Source organism: Chitinophaga sp. (genome assembly GCF_036569185.1).
Lineage (GTDB): Bacteria > Bacteroidota > Bacteroidia > Chitinophagales > Chitinophagaceae > Chitinophaga.
Genome location: NZ_DATCRD010000388.1, coordinates 14,471 through 40,069 on the forward strand (window position 1 = coordinate 14,471; position 25,599 = coordinate 40,069).

Genomic DNA, 25,599 nt, shown 5'->3' on the forward strand with positions numbered 1-25,599 from the left:
GTTGCAATATGAAATTGTCGATATATAATTGGTTATGTGCTTTAATGCTGGTGATAGTCACGCTGTCGGGGTGTCTGAAAGACAAAGGCAATAAAGATATTACCCCTATTAACGTATTAAGCATCTCTGATACCACCGCTGTAGATGCTGTGCTGCAGTTTGATACATTAACCGTGAAGCCCGATATTAAAGAAGCGATACCTGCAGGTGATAATGGACTGGCATATGAATGGAGCATCCACCAGAATGATGTTGAAGATCCTTACCCGGTATATATCCTCGACAGTACCCGTTATCTCCACCAGGCTATTCGCGTGAAACCAGGTATTTACCGGCTCATTTATAAAGTAACCGTGAAAGCCTCCGGTGTGTCGTACTTTAAGTTTTTTAATTTGAAAGTAATTAACCGGTTCAGTGAAGGATGGCTGGTGATGGAAGATGTAGCCGGAAAAACAGATATGACCATCATCCTGAGAACGGATACCTTTTTCCATCATATTTTTACAGAACTGAATAAAGACTATATACTGAGAGAGCCGCTGCAGGTAACTACCACTAACTCTTACGGCGCTAAATCAGTATGGATGTTTGGTGCAGATAATGCCATTGAACTGGAGTATACAGAAATGACAAAGCTCACGGATTATACCAGTTGGTTCTGGGAAACACCGGCGGTGTTCCATCCGCAGAAGTTCAGGCAAATCAGTGACGGGATGAATATCATGGTAAACGATGGGCACCTGAATGTACGTGTTGCCGGCGGTTTCCCGGGAGATGTAAAATATCTGAACACACTTCCTTTCCCTGGTGGCAAAGGCGATGACTATTATTTTTCTTCTTATGTGGGAATAGGTCCACAGCCCTATACCGGCGAGAAGACACCCTATTCCGCTTTCTTTTTTGATACCAGGAGTAAAGGCTTTGTATATCTGTCGGGCGCTTCCCTGATCCCCTCCCTGGTTGCTTTTGGCGCGCCCGGGCCAGACAGTTACTTCGATATGCGCAACATCGGGATGGATCTCCTTGCAATGGACCGCGGAAATGCACCTTTCCTGAATAATGCCATCTTTAAGGATAACAGTAATTATTATTTATACCAGATAGATGGCAACCGCTCCGATCCTGCTGTTGGAAAAAAACTGATCACGGGCGATGCCCCCGAACTGGCAGGCTTCACTAAAATGACCAGCTCCAAAAAGCTGCAGCAGATCTATTTCCTGGTCAATGGTAACATCTACCTGTACGATATTCCCTCCGGCAAGGCAAGGGCCATTAAGGCTATTGCAGCAGGGGAGCAGGTGACTTACCTCGAGTGTACCGGCGACTATGTAATGGTAGGCACCTGGAATGGTACGGAAGGGAAATTATACCGTTATGTGATCAGTCCTTTAGGCGATTTTCAGGATGTTAAGATATTCACCGGCTTTGGCAAAATTGTAAGTATGACCTATAAGGCGGCATAATCATCAAAACCCACTATTAATATGAAGAAATCAATCGCCCTGTTGGCTGTCGTAGTTAGTATACTGTCGGCACAGGCGCAAAACGGTAAAGGCTATACGATTAATGGCGTTATCCATGGTGAAGATACCGGCAAAGTATACCTGGGTACTTTCATGCTGGGCGGTCATAAGCCTGACTCCACCATGCTGAAGAATGGCAGGTTCACGTTTAAGGGAAAGGTGAGCTCTCCACAGTTGTATTCGATATGGACAGCTGCCGGAAAGTATAATGGAATATCTCTTTTCCTGGAAAATAGCAATATTACTATTACCGCTTATAAGGATTCCATGGCAGCCGCAAAAATAACCGGCACGGTAAACCATCCTTTATATACCAGGTGGGCGGAAGCATGGGAAGCCATCCGGGAGAAGGCGGGCAAATTATATCGGCGATCAGATGCAGCAGAAAAGAGCAAAGATAGTGTGGAGAAAAAGGCGGTAGCAGCCGGATTTGCTGATCTGGAGAAAGAACTGGATAGTTCCGTTACCGCTTTTGTAAAGCGTTCTCCCGGCTCCCCGGTAGCCGCGTTTGTGATCCTGGACAGGTATATCAACTATTCATACCCGGAGAAAGCGGCGGCAGCCTATGAGCTGTTAACAGGCCCGGCACGGAAAACAGATTACGGCATGGCTATCAAAGCATCGATAGATAAGCACGCTAAAATGGGCATAGGCGCCCGCCCTGCCATCTCGCTGCCCGATAGCACTGGTAAGCTGGTGAAATTATCCGACTATAAAGGAAAAGTAGTGCTGGTTGATTTTTGGGCCAGCTGGTGCGGCCCCTGTCGTGCAGAGAATCCCAACGTAGTAAAGGCATACCAGCGCTTCCATCATCAGGGTTTTGATATTCTCGGTATTTCATTGGATACTGATAAAAAAGCGTGGTTGAAAGCCGTAAATAAAGACGGACTAACGTGGACGCATATATCAGATTTGAAAGGCTGGAAAAGTGATCCTGTATTGGAGTTCGGGATTTCCGGTATTCCTGCCAACTTCATTGTTGATGGTAGTGGAAAGATTATTGCGCAGAATTTACGGGGAGAAGAATTAGAGGCGAAGCTGGAAGAAGTATTTAAGAAATAATTGCTGCTATGATAAACGGGTAGATATCCGCAATGGATATCTACCCGTTGTTATTTTATTTTGTAAAGGTATTATACCGGCTGATCATGTTGTCGAGCGCACTGTCAAGGCTTTCGAGCTGGCTGTCGGTCATTTCGCCTTTTTCTTTGGCGTCACGCATAATTCTTTTTGCAGTGATGAGAAAGTCGTGGAAGCTATCGTAAAAGCTCTTATAATATCCTTCTTTGTTTTCTTTCGCCGCATTAGCCATATCAAGGCCGGCGTGTGCCGCCTGGTTTTTTTCCAATGCATCGTAGGCTGCCTGTGCCTTGTCGTTGATTTTTGTAAAATCCGCGCCGTTTTCTCCAAGCAGATTAATGTAATCACGCACAGCCTGCATATCGCCTTTCATAGCCAGTACATAATCTTTCAGGGGGCTGTCTTTCAGGATGATCGCTTCACTGGCGTCTGCCACTTCGTTTACTCTTTTCATCAGGATGGCTTTCTGCTCAAAAAATACCTGGGCGCCGCTGCGGATAGAATCTGCGAGTGCAAGGCCCTTTGCACCTTTATCGTCTTTATAGTCCTGTGCTCTCAGGTAGTCATCCAGTTGGGTATAAGTGGTTTTCAGTTTTTCGAACGAGCCTTTAAAGCTGGCTACCTTTTCTTTGAAGAATTGCTGGTCTTCCTTATTTAAGGCATCTACCGGCTCTTCTACTTTCACCTTTCCATGACTGATCATACCGATCATTATCGGTTTGATAATAGTGCTGAGAAAGGTAGGATTGCCTTTACCGGACAGCATTTGGGTAACGCGGTCGGCATTGTTTACCAGGCGTTCTACATAATCAGAGTTTTTGTTCGACAGGTCTACAATCAGGTTGGTGTACTCAATCACATCATTGGCTGATGATGCGGACTTATCTGCGTATGCCGTGTTGCCGTCTTTTTTGCCGGTTTCATTACATGACACAAAAGTGGTGAGCAGGGAAGCTCCCAGGGCAAAGTACAGTACGGATCTTTTCATGATAAAGACATTTTTTCGGATTAAAACAATGGCACAATGGCGTGCCGGGGTTTTTTACGTGGGCAAAGATATTTTTTCGTGCACATAAAACAAAAGAAAAGTAGCGTAACAAACTACTCTTATGAGTATATGCCATCATTTTTATAACCGGTAATTTTATCCAGGTAAATGGTTGGCATGTTTTCAGATTTCCCGATTATACACGGAATGCTGTGCTGCTGGCTGTTTCTGGCGTTGTGTGTGCCTGTGAAGGCACAGCGTATATCCCTGAATAACCCTTCGCTGGAAGGCCGTACCGGGAAAGGTCTTATCCCGGCCTACTGGTTGGTGGCAGACGGCACGCCGGATACACAGCCGGGGGTTTTTGAGATCCGGCTGGCTCCCTCAGCGGGAAACAGTTATATGGGTATGCATAGCGGGAAGGGGTTCCTGGAAGGCATTGCCCAGCAGTTACCGGGGCCCCTGAAGCAGGACAGCGCCTATGTATTGAGCCTGGATCTGGCTTATACTTCCTATTATTTGTACCCGGCCTGTTACGGCAACATGGCCATTTTCGGTGGCAATGCACCCGGTGATACCGCGGAGCTGTTGTGGATGTCAGGGAATTTTACCCATGAAAGCTGGCAGCGCTATCATGCCGTGTTGAGGCCACATCATAGCTATGCTTATATTTCCTTTTGGGCTTACCCTACCGCTCCCTGTAACAGAAGCATGTATGGCATTGCCCTGCTGATGGACAACCTTTCTGCTATAGATCCGCTTATTCCGCCGGTGATACAGGCCAGCGTGAAGCCCTGCAGCTGTGGTGATGTGGCTGATGGACGGATCATGCTGCATGTATCAGGAGGGGCGCTTCCATACCGGTATCGCCTGGACAATGGGCAATGGCAAACAGACAGTGTGTTCCCCGGGTTGGCAGCCGGTATGCACATGGCAGAAATAACAGACGCGCATGATTACAGCGCCCGTGAAAATATCAAAGTGGAATCTCCCTGGAAAAACTGTATAGTGGTAATGCCCGGTGCATTCAGCCCTAACGGCGACGGGCAAAATGATTTATTCCGGCCAAAGGTATACGATGCTATACATGACTACCGGTTACGGGTATACGACAGATGGGGCGTACTGGTTTTTGCAGCTGATACGCCGGAAGCAGGATGGGATGGAAGTTATAAAGGAATGCCGGCAGGGGTGCAGGCTTATGTATATATATGTACCTATACAGACAGCCGGGGCGGGGAGCATCTGCTTAAAGGAACAGTAACACTGATCCGTTAATAATTAAAGGTAACTATGAAAACCGAGCCGGTTGTACTGCTGTTCACAGTAATATGCCCGTTGTTGGCCACCACATAGGATTTTACAATGGCAAGCCCAAGACCTGTACCCTCTTTAGTGCGTGCATTTGCGGCACGGAAGTAAGGAGTGAACAGGAAACGTATATCCTTTTCCGGTATACCGATACCATTGTCTTTTACTTTAATACAAAGGTTGTTTTTCCGGTAATGTATACTGAGTAACGGGTTGCCGGGAGAATATTTAAAAGCATTGCTGATGAGATTGGTAAGTATACCCGCCAGGTGGCTTCTGTCGATGGCTATAGTACGGGGGCGCCCGTATATCCTGATACGAAGCTGCCGCTGGTCTGTACGGCGACTGAAATACTGTTGCCGGATCATGGTAGCGAAAGCGGACAGATCTGTTTCTTCCGGTCGTGTTACCTGGTTGCCGGCTACCATGCTGCCGGTAGTGAGTATCTCGTCTACCATATTGCTCAGGATGCCTATTTCTTCCTTGATCCGGGATAAGTTACGCTCGTAGAATGGTAACATTAATTCATCCCGCTGCATTTTTGTTTCCAGTAGTTCTATGGAAGAGGAGATGGCACTGATGGGGGTTTTGAATTCATGCGTAGCTATAGCTATAAGATCCGATCGCATTTCGGGCAATGTTTTCCGGGCTTCTGCATGCCTGTTGATATCGTTCAGCATACTCTTATTTTGGTTGATTCTGAATAAGGTTTCTATTTCGAAGGATATGGGTTAGCGGACAAATATTGGTTATATCCACAATATACGAAACTTATCTATATTTTTAAAAAAGTGAAATTTGATAGCTTTTAATTAACATAAGGTGATTAATTGTTTATATGTTGTATTTTGTAATATGAATATGTAAGCCCGTTTATTTTCTTTTTTATTGTTTGTTAATGTGAAACACATTATCAATAATTAATACTGTTCAACTATCATTTTTACAGTTATATTTACTATCGAATTAGTTTAATAAACCATATCATTCTGAACCATATCCCCTTTTCGCCATGATCAACCTTGGAATCATAGAAGACAACCATTTTCTGCTGAGTAATTACCGTGAATTCCTGGAAGATTTCCAGGAATGTAAGGTGATGTTTGCCTGTAAATCTATAGAAGAATTTATGGCCTTACCCGTTACTTATCCTGACGTGAAAGTAATCCTGCTTGATATTACCCTGCCGGGAATATCCGGTATTGAAGGGCTCCGCGAAGTGAAGCGGCTATACCCCGATACAAAGGTGATTGTATTGTCGGGCCATGAAGAACAGCAATACATCATTGAAGCCATAAAGAATGGCGCCAGCGGTTATGTTATTAAGTCCAGCCGCCTCAGTGATATTTACCAGTCGGTGATGGATACCGTAAATAGCGGGGCTTCGTTATCGCCCCGCGCTGCGCACCTGCTTATTACTCATATTAATAAAGACCCGCTGGAAAGTATAAGAGACAAACTTACCCGCAGGGAATATGAACTGGTAGCGCTTCTCAAGGAAGGTTACTCATATAAGGAAATGGCCGCGAAGTTGTTTGTAACAGTGTTTACTGTAAACCAGCATCTCAAAAAAGTATATTTTAAATTGAATGTTTCAACTAAATCTGAATTGATCTCAAAAATTTTATCTAATAATTTATTCACTACCCTCTTTTTTATCTCACTTCAAATAATTAATTCAGATTTCAATTTATTTGATATGTTCATGGCTGTGGATGGTAACTTACTATGATGAGTAACAACATCCTGCTGATCATCCTCATTTGTACTGTAGTGAGTAATTGAATACGACCCGCTTCTGAAGTAATATTGTATTGCGATGAACGGACAGTGTAAGTGATGATGCTAAATGCCATACGATGATATTGAAAACCTGCTTAACCTGGATAGGACTGGGATTGCTATGCTTAAGTTGTTTGTTTACTTCGTGCGTGTCAACCAAAAATGCTGTTTATTTCAATGATGTGAGAGATACGGTGCTATTACCATCAGATAGCAGTTTGGACCCCCGTATCCAGAAGAACGATATACTACAGATCAATGTAAGCAGTCTGAACCCGGAGGATGTGATCATCTATAATGTATCCAACATGACCTCCGCTTCCGGTGCAGGCGGCGCAAATGCAGGAGCAGGCGCAATGTTGGGAGGATTCCTTGTAGACGAGCAGGGATATATACAGTACCCGATACTCGGCTCAATAAAAGTAACCGGTCTTACAAAGAAGGCGCTCACTGTATACCTGCATGATCAGCTCGTTGAACGAAAGCTCCTGGTAGACCCGGTGGTGAGCATACGGTTCCTCAACTATCGCGTAACCATACTTGGAGAGGTGAATAAACCGACTGTAGTAAATGTAACCAACGAAAAGATATCAGTGCTGGAAGCATTGGGGATGGCGGGTGATATAACAGTGTTTGGTAAACGTAATAATATCCTGTTGATCCGGGAGATAGACGGGCAGCGGATTATACGGCGCATCGATCTGAACGACAAGCGTGTCCTTAATTCTCCCTATTATTTTCTGCAACCAAATGATATCCTGTATGTGGAGCCCAATAAATCAAAAGTAGCGACGGCTGACCGTTCCCGGCAGGTACTGCCCATTATTCTCAGCAGTCTCTCTTTGCTCGTTATTATCCTCGACCGGTTAGTTATTAATAATTAGGTTATGCAAAAAGTAAACGGACATAAAACCCAGCACGCGGAAACTCCCCAGAGTTTACTCACTATCATCCGCTCCCGCTATCTGCCTTACTGGCCCTTTTTTGCAGGAGCTGTAGTAATAGCGTTGGTGGCTGCTTTTGTTTACCTCCGTTATGCAACTCCTTTATATAAAATTTCCGGCGTGCTCCTGGTACAGGAAGCTACCAACGGTCTTGCTGCCAGCGATATGCTGCAATCGCTCGACCTGATGGGTGGCAACAAAACTGTAATGGAGAATGAGATAGAAATACTGAAATCACGCACCCTCACAAAAGAGGTGATACGTAACCTTAATCTTTATGGAGAAGTGATAGAAAAAGGAAAGATAAGGGATGTGGTGCTTTATAAAGACAGTCCGCTGAAATTCACTTTCCTGGAGCCGGAAGCAATACGGCTGGCATTTACCGGCAACTGGCCCTTTACATACGACCCGGTACAGAAACGTGTAGCCATCGACGGTAAGAGATACCCGCTGAATGATACCATACAAACCCGCTGGGGAAAAATGCTGATCAAAGCGCAGGGCAAACATGCAGATACAACGGCCAGTTATGTACTGCACATCATGAATGAAAAAACATGGATGCAGATCATTCTTGCTACTATGAAAGTAATGCCCGCTGCAAAAGCCGGCAGCGTAGTGGATCTTGAATACACGGATGCTGCACCGGAACGTGGGGAAGATATTGTGAATGAGCTGATCCGCGTGTATAGCCAGGCTGCCGTAGAGGATAAGAACAGGACCTCTGCCAATACGATGCGGTTTGTGGAAGAGCGCCTGCGTATTGTAAGCGCAGAGCTGGGACAGGCGGAAACAGAAGTGGAACACTTTAAAACCGCACAGGGGATTGTAGATATCAGTGAGCAAAGTAAAATATTCCTGGCAGGCGTGCAGGAAAATGACCGTAAGATCAGCGAAGCAAATATGCAGCTATCCGTGCTGGATGCGATTGAAAAATATGTTACCAGCCAGAATCCGGGAGGGAATATTGTTCCCGGTACACTGGGGTTATCTGATCCTGTATTGCTGGAGCTGGTGAGCAAGCTTTCTGAAACGGAACTGCAACTGGAAAGATTGCGTAAAACCACCGGAGAAAACAGCCCGTTGCTGGCCAGTTTAACCCGGCAGGTAGAGCGACTGAAACCCGCTATCATGGAGAATATCGGGAGCCTGCGCACCAATCTTCAGGCGGGCCTGGCTCGTCTCCAGGCGGAGAACAGCCGTAACATGGGCATCATCCGCAGCGTGCCCGGAAAAGAAAAGGCATTGCTGGAAGTAAGCAGGCAGCAGGTGATCAAAAATAATATCTATACTTTCCTGCTGGAGAAAAGAGAGGAAACTGCACTGGCATATGCGGCGGCGGTATCCGATAGCCGCGTGGTAGATGCGGCAGAAGCGGCAGCCTATCCTTTTAGTCCGCAGAAGCCCATGGTATTTGGTATTGCGGTACTGGCAGCACTGGCGCTGGTAGCAGGTTGCGTGTCCGTGAAGGATATGATGAACCGGGAAGTGATGTTCCGCGCAGATATTGAGAAAGTAACCACCGCGCCTATTGCAGCAGAGATCATGTACCACGAGAGCAAAGAAGCGATAGTGATGTCCAATAACAGCAGAACAGCCGTGGCGGAACAGTTCAGGGCATTGAGAACATCTTTGTCGTACATAGGGCTGAATGGCGACCGTAAAACATTACTGATCACTTCTTCCATATCAGGCGAAGGAAAAAGCTTTATATCCGTTAACCTGGCCATGAGCCTGTCGCTTGCAAAAAAGAAAGTGGTACTATTGGAGTTTGACCTGAGAAAACCAATGGTCAGCAAAATGCTGAACATGCGTGCAGAGCCCGGCATCAGCAACTACCTCGTTGGAAAGGCAACCCTGCAGCAGATATTGCAACCGGTTGGGGATAATGATTATCTCTATCTCCTTTCTGCCGGTATTATGCCGCCCAATCCCAGTGAGCTTATTCTCAACGGGGAACTGGAACGGCTGCTGAATGCACTGAAAGAACGTTTCGATTATATCATCATTGACTCGGCCCCTGTGGGACTGGTAACCGATGCCCGCCTGATATCACCTTACTGCGACGCTACGTTGTATGTGGTGCGTCATCAGCGTACCCCGAAGAATTACCTTAAGCTCATTGAAGAGTTGTATCAGAACAAGGAACTGGGAAAACTGAACATTGTGTTTAATGGTATCAAGCGACAGGGCGTAGCGGGATACGGGTATGGGTCCGGTTATGGTGATATTAACGGATACGGTTATACGGAAGTAGCAAAGAAACCCGGATTATTCAGACGCAGCGTAAAATAACGGCGCTGTAATCACTCAAAATAACCACAGGGCTCCATATGGCCCGCTCCTGCCTTTATAAATCTCCACAAAACTATCCGATCACCTAAAAACCGGTTACTATGTTTAACGAACAGCCTCCGGTCTGGTATGCGGTATATACCCGGCCCAAATGCGAAAAGAAAGTGGCAGACCTTTTTATCCGTAAAAAGGTAGAGCACTACGTTCCCTCTACACCGTTGGTGCGTGCCCGTAAGATCATCCAGGAACCTCTTTTTCCATCCTACGTATTTGTGCATATTCCTGAAAGCAGGAGCTGGGTGGTAAAGGAAACAGACAACGTGATCAATTTTGTGTACTGGCTGGGACAACCGGCAGTGATACCAGATCACGAAATAGCGTTGATCCGTCATTTTATTCGTGATTATGAAGATGTATCTGTTGAAAAGTTTCCCATACAGGCACAGGAGGAAGAGAAACGCACGCCCGTCTCAGCAAAGATCCTGCAGATCAGCCGTAACCGCGTAAAAGTGGAGCTGAGCACGCTGGGATGTATGCTGGTAGGCACGGTGCCATCCAGGGAAATGACGGTGATCACAGGGCATAAAACAGTTAACGGACATCATTTCTGACCATAAACCAATCATTCTATGATGCAGCATATTCTCCTTTGCGGTGGCTCCGGCACACGGTTATGGCCATTGTCCAACCAGCAAACGCCCAAACAGTTACTAACCCTGTTTGATGGCTACAGCCTTTTACAGCTGGCTTTCCGGCGAAATCGTTTTGCCTGTAATAAAGTAATGGCGATTGTTAATGAACAGCAGTCGGCCATTGTGCAGGAGCAACTGGAACAAGCCGGCGCTTCCGCCCCGGTGTGCCTGGCAGAACCTGTAGGCCGTAACACTGCTGCAGCCATTGCCCTGGCAGCCTTTACCACGGCGCCGGAAACCATACTGCTCATCACGCCGGCAGATCATCTTATTGGTACGCCAGACAGGTATGCCATGGCTATTGAAACAGCCAGCCTGCTGGCGGCAGGTAATCATATTGTAACCATTGGACTGGTACCTACCCGCCCGGACACAGGGTTCGGTTATATCAGTTATTCGGGCCATGATGTACTCCGCTTCGTGGAAAAACCAGAGCGACCGGTAGCGGAAGCCATGCTGGCCGCCGGCGGCTTCCTGTGGAACAGTGGTATCTTCTGCTGTAAAGCAGGCATCATGCTGCAGGAGCTGCAGAAGCATGCACCGGCTATTTATGAAGCCGCAGCCATTGCAGCAGAAGAATGGAAACAAACAGGTGTGTTGTCGAGGGAAAGTATGGAAGCCATACCGGCAGATAGCATCGACTATGCCGTGCTGGAGAAAAGCGATATCGTAAAGGTAGTGCCCAGCAAAATGGACTGGAGCGATGTGGGCAGCTATGAAGCGCTGGCAGACGCACTTTCACATCATTACCAGTACAGGAACCACCAGGCTGTGTTTATTCAGAGCGATCCGCATAAAAGTATGGTGATCGGGAAAGATAAGCTGGTGGCGCTGGTAGGAGTGGAGAATATGGTAGTAGTGAACACGGAAAGCGCGCTGCTTATCATGCAGAAAGGAAGCGGTCAGGATATTAAACAACTGCATCAATGGGTAAGGGAAAACCGCCCGGAATTGCTTTAAACATAAACACAATCAATCAATACGTATGGAGGCAAACGATCTTATATATGTAGCCGGCCACCGCGGAATGGTAGGAAGTGCTATTAAAAGAAGACTGGAAACATTGGGTTACCAGCACATTATTACCCGCTCATCCGGCAGCCTGGATTTAAGGAATGCCGCTGCGGTAGACGAATTTTTTGCAAAAGAAAAACCGGCGTATGTATTCCTGGCCGCCGCCAAGGTAGGCGGTATCCATGCGAACAATACCTATCGCGCCGAATTCCTGTACGATAACCTGATGATTGCCGCCAATGTGATCCATGCTGCATGGAAGCATAACGTTACCAAACTGCAGTTCCTGGGTAGCTCCTGCATTTACCCGCGTATGGCGCCACAACCTATCAAGGAAAGTTTCCTGTTAACCGGGTTATTGGAGCAAACCAATGAGCCTTATGCCATCGCTAAAATTGCCGGCATCAAGTTATGCGAGGCATACCGTGATCAGTATGGCTGCAACTTTATCAGTGTAATGCCCACCAACCTGTTTGGTATTGGCGACAACTACCACCCGGAGAATGCGCATGTGTTACCGGCGTTGATCCGTCGCTTTCATGAAGCCAAAGTGAACCAGAAACCCTCCGTAACGGTGTGGGGCACGGGAACGCCTAAACGGGAATTTCTTTTTGCAGATGACCTGGCAGACGCCTGTGTATATCTTATGCAGCATTACAACGACAAAGAACCGGTGAACATCGGGAAAGGAGAGGATATCACCATCAAACAACTGGCAGAATATATCCGGGAAGTAGTATGCTACGAAGGAGAGATCATTTTTGACGATACGAAACCTGATGGTACGCCCCGTAAGCTCATGGATGTATCGAAGCTGCACCGCCTGGGATGGAAACATAGCATCAGCCTGAAAGAAGGGCTGGTGATGGCTTACCGCGATTTCCTGCAGCAGGATCAGTTCAAATTACAATCTTAAAAAACCAGTGGTATGAAAGTAGTCATTGTAGGAACAGGATATGTAGGATTGGTTACCGGTGCATGCCTGGCCGAAGTAGGCACCAATGTTACCTGCGTGGATGTGGATGCAGGGAAGATAGCAAGGCTCCAGCAGGGAGTATTGCCTATCTATGAACCAGGGTTGCCTGAAATGGTGATGCGCAACCAGGCCGCCGGCCGTCTTGCTTTCACTACTTCCCTTGCCAGTGCATTACCGGGAGCAGAAGTGGTATTCATTGCCGTAGGCACACCACCGGGAGAGGATGGCAGCGCAGATCTGAAATATGTGCTGCAGGTGGCGCGTGAAGTGGGCCAGCACATGGAGCATTACCTGCTGCTGGTTACCAAAAGTACGGTGCCGGTGGGCACCGCTGCCCGTGTGAACCGCGCGGTAAAGGAAAGTCTTTCTGCCCGTGGCCTGTTTATTGAATACGACGTGGCCTCCAATCCCGAGTTCCTGAAGGAAGGCGCAGCTGTTAATGATTTCCTTAAACCGGACCGTATAGTAGCCGGCGTGAACACTACCCACGCCCGTGAAGTATTGGAGCAGTTATACCGCCCATTTGTATTAAACGGGCACCCGCTGTTGTTTATGGATATCGCATCCGCGGAGATGACCAAATACGCCGCCAACGCGATGCTGGCCACGAGGATCTCCTATATGAATGATATCGCCAACGTATGCACGCTGGTAGGTGCAGATGTTAACCAGGTGCGCAAAGGTATTGGCAGTGATCCCCGCATTGGAAAACATTTCCTGTATTCCGGTATCGGTTACGGCGGCTCCTGTTTTCCTAAAGATGTAAAAGCCCTGATCCAGACCGGCCGCGAATATGGCTACCAGCTTCGTATACTGGAAGCAGTGGAAGCAGTGAATGAAGATCAGAAGAAGATATTATCCGATAAGGTGCTGCGCCACTTCGATGGCGATATCAGGGGCCGCACATTTGCCATATGGGGATTATCGTTTAAACCCAATACCGACGATATGCGGGAAGCGCCTTCCCTGGTGCTGATCAATAGCCTGCTGGACGCCGGTGCGCAGGTGCGTGTATACGATCCCGTTGCCATGGAAGAAGCATTGCCCATGCTTGGCAACAGCGTCACCTTTGCAAAGGATATGTATACCGCCGCTGAAGGTGCTGATGCCGTGCTGTTGGTAACGGAATGGAATGCTTTCCGGATGCCCGACTGGCCCCGGCTGCGCAGCTTGCTGCAAACGCCGCTGCTGTTCGATGGCAGGAATATTTATGACGATGTACAACTGGTAAAACACGGGTTCACTTATTATGGTATCGGCAATAATGCTGCTGCCGCGGTGAATGCGCTCATGCAATAACTATTTCTTTATCACAAAAAAAATAATCGTATGAAAGTAGCCCTGATAACAGGTATTACCGGCCAGGATGGCGCTTATCTGGCAGAACTGCTGCTGGAAAAAGGATATATGGTACATGGCGTGAAACGTCGCGCTTCACTGATCAATACAGAAAGAATTGATCATCTCTACCAGGATATGCACAGCGAAAATGTACGCTTCCGTTTGCATTACGGCGATATGACCGACAGCACCAATCTCATACGCATTATACAGGAAACCCAACCCGACGAGATCTACAACCTGGCAGCCATGAGCCATGTACGCGTGAGCTTCGATACACCGGAATACACTGCCAATGCAGATGGCATCGGCACGTTGCGGTTGCTGGAAGCGCTGCGTATCCTGAAAATGGAAAAGAAAACACGCATTTACCAGGCCAGCACTTCCGAGTTGTATGGGCTTGTGCAGGAAGTGCCGCAACGCGAAACCACTCCTTTTTATCCCCGCAGTCCCTATGCCGTAGCAAAATTATACGCTTACTGGATCACGGTGAACTACCGCGAGGCATATGGGATGTATGCCTGCAACGGCATCCTCTTTAACCATGAGAGCCCGTTGCGAGGGGAAACTTTCGTAACCCGGAAGATCACCAGGGGCGCAGCTGCCATTGCACTGGGCTTACAGGATAAACTGTATCTCGGTAACCTGGATGCACAGCGCGATTGGGGCCACGCCAAAGATTACGTGGAGGCAATGTGGCGTATCCTGCAGCAGGAAACACCGGATGATTATGTGATTGCTACCGGCATCACCACCACTGTAAGGGAATTTGTACGCATGGCCTTTGCAGAACTGGGCATTGAGATCACCTTCTCCGGCAGTGGCGTAGAAGAAATCGGCACCGTAACCGCGTGCACGAATGAAGTATATGCGTTACCGTTAGGCAAAGAGGTAGTGGCTATTGACCCGCGTTATTTCCGCCCTACGGAAGTAGAACTGCTGATAGGCGATCCTACGAAATCCAAAACAGTGCTGGGATGGGAACCTGCTTATGACCTGGCAGCGCTGGTAAAGGAAATGATGGCCGGCGATGTGGCATTGTTTGCAAAAAAAGAAGTTACACAACTGGAACATTTAATCGGATAATACAGGCAACATGCAGGTAGCAAACAGGGTGATACTGAATACAGGCGCACTTTACGGACGGATGCTGATCACCGTTTTTATTTCACTGTACGCCACCAGGCTGGTGCTTAATCTCCTGGGTGCGGCGGACTATGGATTGTTTAACCTGATCAGTGGGGTTATTGCCATGTTGTCTTTCCTGAACATGGCCATGACTATCAGCACCCAGCGGTATATGTCGTTTCACCTGGGCACCAGGGATGCGCATAAACTGAGAGTGGTGTTTAATTCCAGCGTATTGCTGCACTTTGTACTGGGACTTGCCCTGGTACTGTTGTTTGAAGTAATGGGGAGTTATCTTTTTGATCATGTGCTCAACTACCCGGCATCCCGTACCGGGGCAGCCAGGCTCATCTTCCAGTTCATGGTGGTCAGCGCTTTCTTTACTATTATTTCTGTGCCATATGATGCTACGCTGATAGCCCAGGAGAATATGGTAATGGTGGCGATACTAGGTATAGTGGAATCCGTGGGTAAGTTGCTGATTGCGCTCAGCCTGCAATATACTTCCTACGACCGGCTGATTGTATATGGCGGCCTGATGGCATTGCTTACCATATTGCTGCTCGTATTCAAGCAGGTGTATTGTGCGGTGAAGTATGAAGAAAGCCGCATCCGGCTAAGGAAGTATTTTGATCGCAGCCTGCTGAAAGAAATGTTTGCCTACGCGGGATGGAATATGTTCGGTGCCGGCAGCTTTGTAGCGCGTAACCAGGGACTTGCCCTTTTGCTCAATATTTTCTTTGGCACTATTGTAAATGCCGCCTATGGTATTGCCAACCAGGTAAATGCACAGTTGAGCTACTTTTCTGTGACCATGCTACGGGCATTAAATCCGCAGATCATTAAAAGTGAAGGCAGCGGTGATCGCCCCCGGATGTTGCGCCTGGCCATGATTGCCAGTAAGTTTTCTTTTTACCTGCTGAGTTTTTTTGCCATCCCCATGATGATAGAAATGCCTTTTGTACTGCAATGCTGGTTAAAACAGGTGCCCGCCTTTACGGTAATGATGTGCCGCCTGGTGATCATCGCTACATTAATTAACCAGCTTTCATCCGGCATACAGGTAGCGGTGCAGTCGGTAGGCAAAATAAGAAAATACCAGGTGATAGTAAGCACCATGGTATTATTTAATCTGCCCATTGCCTGGGTGCTGCTAAAGGCCGGGTACCCGGCATCATCAGTGCTCATCAGCGCTATAGCGATTGAAGTGGTGAGTGGTATTTACCGCATGATAGCAGCAAAGAATATTACAGGTTTGTCGCCTGCAGTATTTACACGGCAGGTGATCATTAAAGCAATTGTGCCGGTACTGCTGGCAGCCGGACTGGCCTGTATCCCGCAGCTGTTCATGGGTGAAGGGTTTGTACGGTTGGGCGTAACCGGGATAGTAAGTGTGATCAGTATTGTATTCCTCATCCGGCTCATCGGGCTTACAACTGATGAAACCATGAAAGTGGAACAATTGCTTAACAGGATTTTTACAAAATTACAGGCGAGACTGGTGGTATTAAAAGCGAATTAAGATATGAATATTCTTTTCTTCACAGACATATCTCCCTTCCCGCAAAACGGGGGAGAAAGGATCAGGAGCTATTACCTGATCAAAGCTTTGTCGCAGCTCGGTTATGAAGTGATTGCCGTGGTACGGAACGTGGAGAAGGTAGACTTACAGAAATACCATCTCCCTAATGTTACTTTTTATACTTATGAAACAAAACCTTTCGACCTGCTTACCCGTATCACAGGTAAACAATATTTCCAGCGTTCTGCAACTGTGATGAGCATCTTTGAGGAAGTGTGCCGGGAATACCCAGTGGCGGCTGCAATACTGGACTATGGCTATGTTGGGCATTATATTTCTTATTTCCGGCAAAAGCAGATACCTGTTATTTTAGGCACCCATAATGCACAGCCCATGATCACCTGGCAGCTGCCCTCTAAGAACCTGGTAGACAAGCTGCGTAAGTGGCAGCTGTTCAGTATGGAGAAACTGCATGAGCGTATGTACTTTAATAAGGCGGCGGCGGTGCTGGTAGTTAGTGATGACGATAATGCATATCATACACGCTTCCTGCCAAAACAAAAAGTGTTTACCATTCCTAACTTCCTTGATGAAAGGGACTACCGCTTTTCGGGCAAAAAGCAGCAGCGCGTGCTGGTAATGACGGCTAACTTCGGCGTATATATGAATTTTGCCGGTCTGAAATGGTTCATCGAAAACGTATGGGATGATGAACTGGCGGGAAAGTATGACCTGTGGCTGGTTGGCAGGGGATCAAAAGAAGCGTTGAAGCAACTTACCGGCAAAGAGGAGTACCGCAACATTGTAGCTTTTGGGAAAGTGGATGATGTAAAATGGTATATATCAGTGGCCAGCGCAGTGATCATCCCGTTGGTGCATGGCAGTGGTACACGCCTGAAATGCCTGGAAGCGATGGCGCTCAGCACTCCCATTATCAGTACCCGCAAAGGCGTGGAAGGTGTGAAGAGCAGTCATTTTATTGTGTCTGATGAACCACAGGCATTTAAACAGTCATTACTGGGTTTTGATCCCGAAACAGATAAAGGCGCCCGGCTGCGGGAAGATTTTTTACAGGAGTATAGTATGGATGTAAACAGGGAGCGGCTGCAGCAAATTGTTCACTACGCCGTGCGCGGTAAAATGCCAGCCCATGTTTAACCGGATCAAAATAGCCCTGTATACATTGCTGAGTGGCGTAAATGTAGCAATGGTAGGCCAGTTGAAGCTCAACGAGATCATGGTGCTGCTATCGGCTCCCTTTGTATTTGACCTGCGGGATTTTAAAGCGTATCCTATGTTCCGCAGGATCATTGTTGCACTGGTGGCGCTCTTTGTATGCCAGGCGGTTACTGATCTGTTCGTAGTGCATAGTTCTTCCGAGAATTTTATGCGTGGATGGGCGGCTATTGTGATGTCTGTACTCTCTTTTATTTTCCTGTTTAAAACTTTGGAAGATGATAAGGCGATCTTCTTTTTCCTTTGCCTGACCCTTATTAAAAATATTATCTGGACAGATGAGAATGCGGATACGGATATGTCGTATTTCAAATTTAAGATGGTACCTATCCTTTCCTATGCAGTGTATATCTGTTCCTTCCTGTTATACCGGAGAGGCCAGTGGAAAGCCGTTCTGGCGTTGATGTTGGGTTATAGCCTGCTGTGCTTTGCAAGGGACTCCCGCTCCACAGGAATGATCTTTTTTATTGGCGCTATCATTATCTATTGCTTTAACAGCGGTATGTATCTAACGCGCGACCGGCTCCTGGTATTTGGTATTGCGGGCGCTATTCTCTTCCAGTTTGCCTATGTATGTTATGTAAATGCCGTCATGAATCATGAAATTGGCGGGGACCATGCTTCTGAACAAATAGACCGGCTTGATAATCCCTATAACCCGTTGGCATTGCTAATGACGGGAAGAGGAGAAACGTTTGCGGCCCTGGCGGCTATCAGTGATGAGCCGCTATTTGGTCACGGCTCCTGGGCAAAGGATGATAACCTGAAGTATTACCGCATCCTGTTGTTATACCAGAATGAAGAGATGAATGAACAGTTAGCTACTTCAACGGATCACCTGATTCCCAGTCACTCTATCCTGCTGGGCGCCTGGGTCAACTGCGGATTGGGTGGATTTATAGCAGTGTTGATGGTATTTATATTCCTGCTGAGAATGGGTTTTTACCTGATCCGTAATGCGGCTGATACAGCCTTGTACCCGGTACTGGTGCTTATGACGATCGGTGTTATATGGACCTTCCTCTTTTCGCCGATCCAGCAATTAAGATTTAATATACCTGCAATTGGCGCCATATTATTACGCGCGTACTATGATTTTAAGGAAGAAGTGAATACAGAAGAAATGATGATCCAAAACATGGAAACAACCGGTATGCTATCTCCCGGAGGGAAAATATAAATGGTAAAAAACATCAGCTATGAAAATATGCTTCATTACACTAGGGGATATTAAATTCATTGCCACTATGAAACGGGCCATAGGCATGGCCGAACCGCTCATAGCGCTGGGTTGGGAAGTATCCATTATTGCACAGGACAGTGAAGAGAACCGCAAGCGTATCGCCATGGAGTGCAGTGAGGCGGTGAAAGTGTACTATTATCAGCCTGGCGCTGCATCAGAGGAAGTACGCATTAAAACTGAGCTGGTAAATCAAATTGCACCAGATTATGTGTTGTTTTGTTCCTTCAGTTTCCGCAATCGTATCTCCAAAAATAAACTCAGTGTAAAACCTAAAATACTTATAGAGCATTCAGAGCTTCCTTCAGGGATCCCTGATAATAAGGGCATACGTAAACTAGCCATGCTGGCACTGGAGTATTGGTCGGTGCTGTATGCAGATGGATTACTGTGTGCCAGCAGGTATCTCTGTAACACCTATACGAAAAGAGCAGCGCAACTGTTCCGCAAACAGCTACCGGTGTTATACTCCCCTTATGCGTTCAATAATGAAGTGATTGCTTCTCCCAGAATCCGCTTAAAGGAACTGCAGGATACCTATCATGGTAAAACGATGCTGATCTATATGGGAACGCTTACGCGTAACTATGGGCTGTTCACCATGCTGCAGGCCATGGAAATGGTGAGTAAAGAAAGGAATGATGTGGTGTTGCTGTTGCTGGGCCAGGGCCGCCATATGGCGGAAGCAAAAGCTTATGTGAAAGAGAAACAGCTGGAGGAGCAGGTGGAGTTCCTGGGCTATGCTCCGGAAGAAGAGCTCAGCTCCTGGTTCACTGCTGCTCATGCTTTTATTTCCCCGTTGAATGATACGGTGCAGGATTGGGCCCGTTGCCCCAGTAAAATTTATATGTACCTGCCCTTTGAAAAACCGGTGTTTACCTGCGCTATCGGGGAGCCGCTGGAGATATTTGGTGAGCAGGGATATTATTTCAACAACAACGCACCGGCGTCGCTGGCGGTATTGATCAGCAAACTGGCTAATGGAAAGCTGGAACCGGGAACAGTGAACAGTGAAGCGCATAGCTGGGAACGGCGGGCCATAGATTTTACTACATGGATTAACAGTAATGATGCCGTAAAACTATTACGTATTGCTAACCTGTAAATGACAACAACGTGAATTATGTTTATTACAAGGATCCAAAAGGGAATTTCGGTGATGACCTGAACGGGTGGCTATGGCCCAAACTCTTTGGTGAAGGCAGCAGTAACGACCCGGAAGTGTTCCTGGGCATTGGTTCTATCCTGTTCGACGGATCCCCGTTATTCAGGGATATACCGGATAAAAACAAGATCGTGTTTGGTACAGGAGTACGGCCTTCTTATCAGACGTTTAGCCTTAACAGCAGCTGGGATATCCGTTTTCTCCGTGGACCGTTGTCGGCCTACGCTTTTAACAACCAGTTCCCGTACATCGCGGATGCTGCTTACGCCATCCGGCAGTTGCCGGAGTTCGACAAATTTACAAAGGTGCCGAAGAAACATAAAGTGAGCGTGATCCCTTATTTCAAATCAGTACCTTTTTTCGACTGGGAAGCGCTCTGTAATAAACTGGGTTTTAACTATATCTCACCAAGATCTGAAAAAGGGGTAGAGCATACGCTGCAGGAAATTGCCGCATCAGAATATGTGATTGCGGAAGCTATGCACGGCGCTATCCTGGCCGATGCGCTGCGTGTGCCCTGGCACCGTTTCATATTATCTACTCCATACACGGAAGGCAGTGGTGTGGCGGAGTTTAAATGGATGGACTGGCAGGCAGGTATCCAGCTATATAACATCAATGCCACGCAGGTGAAACTGTACCGTAAATCTTTCCTTCATCAGAAAATTAAAAGTCTTTCCGGCAACCGCATCAGCGCTGAGTTTATGGCCAGGGATGTGGTGAAAACAGACCTGCTGAAAATGCTGCAGGGCATCACCGGCTTTTATTTATCTGAAGATGATGTTATCAGGCGGATTGATAATAAAATTCATGATCAGACTTTTTTACTGAGAAAGGAAAAGTGTCTGGGTAAATCATCTTTCATTACAACACATTAACTATATGCAGCAGGAATTTATTTTATCAGCAGGAGCAGGGCATTTCTTTTTTGGGTTTCATGACCTGGTAGCCTGGAATGCCGCAGGTGATAAATTGCTCGCATTGCAAACGCCGGATATCACCGTTCCCCCGGATCCGCGCATACCCTGTGGAATTGGCTATTTTGACGCGGCGCAACAGTTCCGCAAAATGGGCGATACCTATGCCTACAATTACCCGCAGGGCGCCCGGCAGCAATGGATCGGCGATACGGATACCTTTATTGTGAATGACAGGGTGGAAGATGTATGGGGGGCAAGGATCTATGACGTCAATGCAGGTAAATGTGTAAGCGTATTGCATCAGCCGGCCCATGTGATCACGGATGAAGGCATTGCTTTTGGTATCGACTATGCCCGGTTGTACCGGGTGGGAGGATATGGATATACGGGCCTTCCTGATAAGTATGCGCATCTGCACGCCCCTGATACCTCCGGTATTGTGAAACATAATGTATACACAGGGGAGCAAACCCTGCTGCTGTCGATCGCCGCAGTGGCCAATTATAAAATGAATCCTGCACTGGGTCAGCATCACTATATCACGCACCTGTTATTGAATCCTTCCCAGCAACGGCTGGCATTTCTGCATCGCTATAAGTTGAAAGACGGTGGGGAAACTACCCGGCTCATGACCATCGGGATAGACGGGAGTGGGCTGAAGTGCCTGGCTACCGGCTTTCTTAGTCATTTCGACTGGAAAGATGATTCGCATATTGCCATCTGGGGAAGAACCGGTAGCAACATTGAAAAGCTGCGCGGATCGCTTTTATACAAAATGATGCCCTCAGGGTTGATTGCCGGTGGAAAGAAGGTATTGAAGAAATTATTATATACCAGGGAGAAAGGAGCAAAAGCAGTAGCGCCTTTTAACTGGTTATTACTGGAAGATGCGGAGAATGCGGCGCCGGCCATGCTGGCAAAAGATATAATTACAGAAGACGGGCACCCGATGTTTTGCCCCGCAAACCGTGACTGGATGATCTGTGATACTTATCCCAACCAGCAGGGTATACGCACATTGTTCCTTTTCCAGTTCAGTACACAACAGAAAATTGATTTGGGCACTTACCGTATGATTGACGATAAACCAAACCTGCAACTGTCGCACCCTTTACTGGCCGGTGTGGAAGAGGGCGTGTTAAAAGCTTTTTCATTGGAGCAGATGGCCTTTACGCGCAGCGGTTTGCACTGTGACCTGCATCCCCGCTGGAAACGGGATGGCAACGTAGTAGCATTCGACTCCATCCATGAAGGCCGCCGCATGATTTACGGTTATGATGTGAGCAGTATTGTTCATGCACATAAAAATGTATTGGTATGATTGCCATTTTGCAACCATTGGTACCACATTACCGGGAACATTTTTTTAACCTGCTTAATGAGCAGGCGCCTTTTGATTTGTATTGTTACGACCAGGCGGATGCTATTAAACAACAAAACCTGTCGGCCGGCAATACCGCAGTGAAGCAATTGCCTTCTTTTAACGTAGGCCCGTTCGTGTTATACAACCCGTTACGTTTTTTTAAGAAGGATTATAAGATACTGGTGCTGATGCTCAACTTTGCGCATCTTTCCACCTGGATGATCCTGCTGCTAAAGCCCCTGCTGAAGCGAAAAGTTATCCTCTGGGGTCATGGTATTTCTGTGAAACGATATGTACAGGAGGAGCAGCGGCCCAGCCGCCTGCTGAAATGGATGATCCGGCTGGCAGATGCCACCTGGTTCTATACACCAAAGGAAATGGCCCTCTGGCAACAGGAAATGCCCGGCTTAAAAGCAGTGGCCCTGAATAATACTATTTCGGAAGTAGAGAAGATCATGCAGCAGGAAGCACCGGATAAAGCGGCGCTTCGTGAAAAGTATAACATCCGTTCCAAACGCATACTGATCTATTGTGCGCGGTTTAATGAAACAGGCCGCCGTATTGATCTGCTGGAGAAGCTGATTCAGGAAACCGATCCGGAGCAGTATGGATTCATCATTATCGGTGCAGGCAAATATAAGCCCGACTTTAGTAGTTATCCGCATGTACATGATTTCGGCGCTGTATATGATGCTACTATTAAACAGGAATTGTTTGGTATAGCCGATCTGTACTTCCAGCCGGGATGGGTGGGCTTGTCGGTAGTAGAGGCCATGGCCTACGGTAAGCCGGTATGTACCTTCAAACGTAGCGAAGCTGTGTTGCAATGCGTGGAGTACAGCTATATCCGGGATGGTTACAACGGCCTGATCTTCGACAATATGGAAGAGTGTTTGTATGCGCTGGACCTGCTGTCTGATGAGGAGATCAACCGGCTTGGGCAGCATGCAAAGCAATTTGTAGCAACGCATCTTACCATGAAGGCTATGGTAGATAATGCTTTTCACTCTTTGGATGCAATGAATAAATAAAGCTTGTTTATGAAGATACTTTTTATTGTTCCTTCCTACAAGCCGGCCTATGTATACGGAGGGCCTATTGTAGTGATAGCGCGGCTGGCGGAGCAGCTGGTGTTGATGGGGCACCAGGTGGAAGTGTATACCACTACGGCCAACGGAGCGAAGGAACTGGATATCACAGCTAACAGCACGGTAATGATGGATGGTGTGAAAGTTACCTACTTCAAAAGGATCACCGGTGATCATACCCATGTGTCGCCTGCATTGTGGAAAGCTGTGTGGCTCAACGCCCGCAGGTTTGATAAGGTACATATACATTCCTGGTGGAATTTTCTTGTAATGGGAGCTTCGTTTATATGTAAGTGGAAAAACCTGAAACCTGTGTTGTCGCCACACGGCATGTTCTGCGACTATGTACTTACTGCCCGCAACAACCGCAAGAAGAAGTTGCTGCATACGGTGATGGGTAAACGTTTATTAAAAAGCACTTACCTGCATGTATCGTCGGAACTGGAATGGAAGGAGTGCCGTCAGGTGAACAATAGCTGGGAAGGCGGGCAGGTATTCAACCTCGTGGATTTGCCGGAGGGGAATTTTGCCAGGCACGAGAACGACGTTTTTACTATCAGCTTTCTTTCAAGAGTAGATCCCAAAAAAGGACTGGATCTGCTGATCCGTGCACTGGCCAATGTATCATTTCCTTATCGCCTGCAGATTGCCGGTAGTGGCGATGCAGCTTATGTGGCTGAACTGAAGGAATTAATTGCTTCGCTCAATATGGATAACAGCGTCGAATGGGTAGGTTGGAAAGGCAGTGAGGATAAATTTCATTTCCTCGCTGCCACCGACCTTTTTGCGCTTACCTCGAGGAATGAAAATTTTGCTATTGTGGTGATTGAGTCCCTGTATGCAGGTACGCCGGTACTGATCAGCGACCAGGTAGGGTTGGCAGCCTATGTGCAGCAGCACAACCTGGGTTGGATCACGCAGATTGACAGTGTAGAGATGATTGCCGCGAAGCTCACTACGGCTTACCGGGAGAAGGAGCAACGGCAACGCATTACCCGGGCTGCACCTGTGCAGATCAGGAGTGATTTTAATGATGCCACACTGGCATCGTCTTACGTAGCATTGTATGAAAAATGTAGTTAGATGAAGATAGCGGTAGTGATACTCACTTTTAACGAATCGTTGCACCTGGCGCGCTGCCTGGAGAACCTGCGGCAAATAACAGATGAGCTGTATGTAATAGATGCCTTTTCTACAGATGATACCGTGGCGATAGCAGAGAGGTATGGTGCAAAGGTTTTTCAGCGGAAATGGATCAATTATGCCAACCAGTTTCAATGGGCGTTGGAGCACTGTGGTATTGAGGCGCCATGGGTAATGCGCATGGATGCGGATGAATACCTGGAACCGGGGCTGATAAAAGAAATTCAACAACGTATAGATAAGGTGCCGGCAGGTATAACAGGCATATATATACGCCGCAAGGTGTTATTTAAAGGTAAATGGATCCGCTTCGGTGGTTTCTACCCGCATACCCTGTTGCGGATATGGCGCAATGGGGTAGGCAGCATCGAACAGCGCTGGATGGATGAGCATATTGTATTGTCCGACGGCGCTACGATGCTGTTTAAGGAGCATATTGTAGATGATAACCTGAACTCCATTCACTGGTGGGTGAACAAACATAATAACTATGCCATCCGTGAAATGGTAGACCTGCTGAATATCCGCTATGGTTTCTGGCAAACGGATGAACGACTGCTGCGTGCCAACGGTACACAGGCAAAGCGGAAACGCTTCCTGAAAGAAAAAGTATACGCGGCCATGTCGCCGGGTATGCGTGCCTCCCTGTACTTCCTGTTCCGCTACGTAGTGAGGGTCGGTTTCCTGGACGGGTATAAAGGTTTCCTTTTTCATTTTATGCAGGGCTACTGGTATCGTTTGCTGGTAGATGTTAACGTACAGGAATTTCAGCAGAAACTGGATGGAAATGAAAGCAGGGAAGATATTATGGCGTTGTTGAAACAAGACTATAACATTCATATCTGATA

22 protein-coding genes are annotated in these 25,599 nt (G+C 47.2%); 20 read left to right on the plus strand and 2 right to left on the minus strand.

Translation table 11 applies throughout. The annotated features are described in order from the left end of the window. Positions 1-8: 8 nt before the first annotated feature. Complete coding sequence (locus VIM72_RS29235; RefSeq protein ID WP_332006342.1) at positions 9-1,463, plus strand: PKD-like family lipoprotein; 1,455 nt, start codon at positions 9-11, stop codon at positions 1,461-1,463. 21 nt (positions 1,464-1,484) lie between these two features. After that, the gene (locus VIM72_RS29240) at positions 1,485-2,585 is read left to right on the plus strand and encodes a TlpA disulfide reductase family protein (protein WP_332006343.1); all 1,101 of its coding nucleotides are present in this window, start codon (positions 1,485-1,487) and stop codon (positions 2,583-2,585) included. Between the two features lie 55 nt (positions 2,586-2,640). Here the strand turns inward: VIM72_RS29240 and VIM72_RS29245 are convergent, their stop codons facing one another. Then, positions 2,641-3,591, minus strand: a complete 951-nt coding sequence (locus VIM72_RS29245; RefSeq protein WP_332006344.1) for a DUF3829 domain-containing protein — start codon at positions 3,589-3,591, stop codon at positions 2,641-2,643. 177 nt (positions 3,592-3,768) lie between these two features. Between VIM72_RS29245 and VIM72_RS29250 the strand changes: the two genes are divergently transcribed. Then, positions 3,769-4,869: a gliding motility-associated C-terminal domain-containing protein gene (locus tag VIM72_RS29250; protein ID WP_332006345.1), complete on the plus strand. Its 1,101-nt coding sequence runs from the start codon at positions 3,769-3,771 to the stop codon at positions 4,867-4,869. On the opposite strand, the gene VIM72_RS29255 is transcribed toward VIM72_RS29250, so the two are convergent. Continuing rightward, positions 4,866-5,582, minus strand: a complete 717-nt coding sequence (locus VIM72_RS29255) for a HAMP domain-containing sensor histidine kinase (RefSeq protein ID WP_332006346.1) — start codon at positions 5,580-5,582, stop codon at positions 4,866-4,868. The two genes, VIM72_RS29250 and VIM72_RS29255, sit on opposite strands and share 4 nt — an antisense overlap. A gap of 332 nt (positions 5,583-5,914) precedes the next feature. Between VIM72_RS29255 and VIM72_RS29260 the strand changes: the two genes are divergently transcribed. The 17 genes from VIM72_RS29260 to VIM72_RS29340 all read left to right on the plus strand — a co-directional run bounded on the left by VIM72_RS29260 (position 5,915) and on the right by VIM72_RS29340 (position 25,597). After that, entirely contained in the window at positions 5,915-6,634 is a 720-nt protein-coding gene (locus VIM72_RS29260; RefSeq protein ID WP_332006347.1) for a response regulator transcription factor, read from the plus strand. 199 nt (positions 6,635-6,833) lie between these two features. Next, positions 6,834-7,568: a polysaccharide biosynthesis/export family protein gene (locus VIM72_RS29265; RefSeq protein WP_332006348.1), complete on the plus strand. Its 735-nt coding sequence runs from the start codon at positions 6,834-6,836 to the stop codon at positions 7,566-7,568. Positions 7,569-7,571: 3 nt separating this feature from the next. Next, on the plus strand, positions 7,572-9,923 hold the full coding sequence (locus VIM72_RS29270) for a GumC family protein (RefSeq protein ID WP_332006349.1): 2,352 nt from the start codon (positions 7,572-7,574) through the stop codon (positions 9,921-9,923). A 101-nt stretch (positions 9,924-10,024) separates the two neighbouring features. Then, the gene (locus tag VIM72_RS29275) at positions 10,025-10,534 is read left to right on the plus strand and encodes a transcription termination/antitermination NusG family protein (RefSeq protein WP_332006350.1); all 510 of its coding nucleotides are present in this window, start codon (positions 10,025-10,027) and stop codon (positions 10,532-10,534) included. An 18-nt stretch (positions 10,535-10,552) separates the two neighbouring features. Next, positions 10,553-11,575 (plus strand): mannose-1-phosphate guanylyltransferase, encoded by a 1,023-nt coding sequence (locus VIM72_RS29280; RefSeq protein ID WP_332006351.1) that lies wholly within the window; start codon positions 10,553-10,555, stop codon positions 11,573-11,575. 25 nt (positions 11,576-11,600) lie between these two features. Next, positions 11,601-12,545 carry a GDP-L-fucose synthase gene (fcl, locus tag VIM72_RS29285; RefSeq protein ID WP_332006352.1) on the plus strand — a complete coding sequence of 315 codons (945 nt, stop codon included), beginning with the start codon at positions 11,601-11,603 and terminating at the stop codon, positions 12,543-12,545. Positions 12,546-12,557: 12 nt separating this feature from the next. Then, entirely contained in the window at positions 12,558-13,904 is a 1,347-nt protein-coding gene (locus VIM72_RS29290) for a UDP-glucose/GDP-mannose dehydrogenase family protein (RefSeq protein ID WP_332006353.1), read from the plus strand. A 30-nt stretch (positions 13,905-13,934) separates the two neighbouring features. Continuing rightward, positions 13,935-15,032 carry a GDP-mannose 4,6-dehydratase gene (gene gmd / locus VIM72_RS29295; protein ID WP_332006354.1) on the plus strand — a complete coding sequence of 366 codons (1,098 nt, stop codon included), beginning with the start codon at positions 13,935-13,937 and terminating at the stop codon, positions 15,030-15,032. Positions 15,033-15,042: 10 nt separating this feature from the next. Continuing rightward, positions 15,043-16,596, plus strand: a complete 1,554-nt coding sequence (locus VIM72_RS29300; protein WP_332006355.1) for a hypothetical protein — start codon at positions 15,043-15,045, stop codon at positions 16,594-16,596. Positions 16,597-16,599: 3 nt separating this feature from the next. Next, entirely contained in the window at positions 16,600-17,754 is a 1,155-nt protein-coding gene (locus VIM72_RS29305; RefSeq protein WP_332006356.1) for a glycosyltransferase family 4 protein, read from the plus strand. Then, positions 17,747-19,012: a hypothetical protein gene (locus tag VIM72_RS29310; RefSeq protein WP_332006357.1), complete on the plus strand. Its 1,266-nt coding sequence runs from the start codon at positions 17,747-17,749 to the stop codon at positions 19,010-19,012. The genes VIM72_RS29305 and VIM72_RS29310 overlap by 8 nt, the downstream gene beginning before the upstream one ends. 19 nt (positions 19,013-19,031) lie before the next feature. Next, on the plus strand, positions 19,032-20,177 hold the full coding sequence (locus tag VIM72_RS29315; protein WP_332006358.1) for a glycosyltransferase family 4 protein: 1,146 nt from the start codon (positions 19,032-19,034) through the stop codon (positions 20,175-20,177). 11 nt (positions 20,178-20,188) lie between these two features. Continuing rightward, positions 20,189-21,115, plus strand: a complete 927-nt coding sequence (locus VIM72_RS29320; protein ID WP_332006359.1) for a polysaccharide pyruvyl transferase family protein — start codon at positions 20,189-20,191, stop codon at positions 21,113-21,115. Between the two features lie 4 nt (positions 21,116-21,119). Then, on the plus strand, positions 21,120-22,478 hold the full coding sequence (locus tag VIM72_RS29325) for a hypothetical protein (RefSeq protein WP_332006360.1): 1,359 nt from the start codon (positions 21,120-21,122) through the stop codon (positions 22,476-22,478). Further along, positions 22,475-23,551, plus strand: a complete 1,077-nt coding sequence (locus tag VIM72_RS29330) for a glycosyltransferase (RefSeq protein WP_332006361.1) — start codon at positions 22,475-22,477, stop codon at positions 23,549-23,551. The genes VIM72_RS29325 and VIM72_RS29330 overlap by 4 nt, the downstream gene beginning before the upstream one ends. A 9-nt stretch (positions 23,552-23,560) precedes the next feature. Further along, positions 23,561-24,691 (plus strand): XrtY-associated glycosyltransferase XYAG1, encoded by a 1,131-nt coding sequence (locus tag VIM72_RS29335; protein WP_332006362.1) that lies wholly within the window; start codon positions 23,561-23,563, stop codon positions 24,689-24,691. Then, entirely contained in the window at positions 24,692-25,597 is a 906-nt protein-coding gene (locus VIM72_RS29340; protein WP_332006363.1) for a glycosyltransferase family 2 protein, read from the plus strand. The last annotated feature ends 2 nt before the right edge of the window (positions 25,598-25,599 follow it).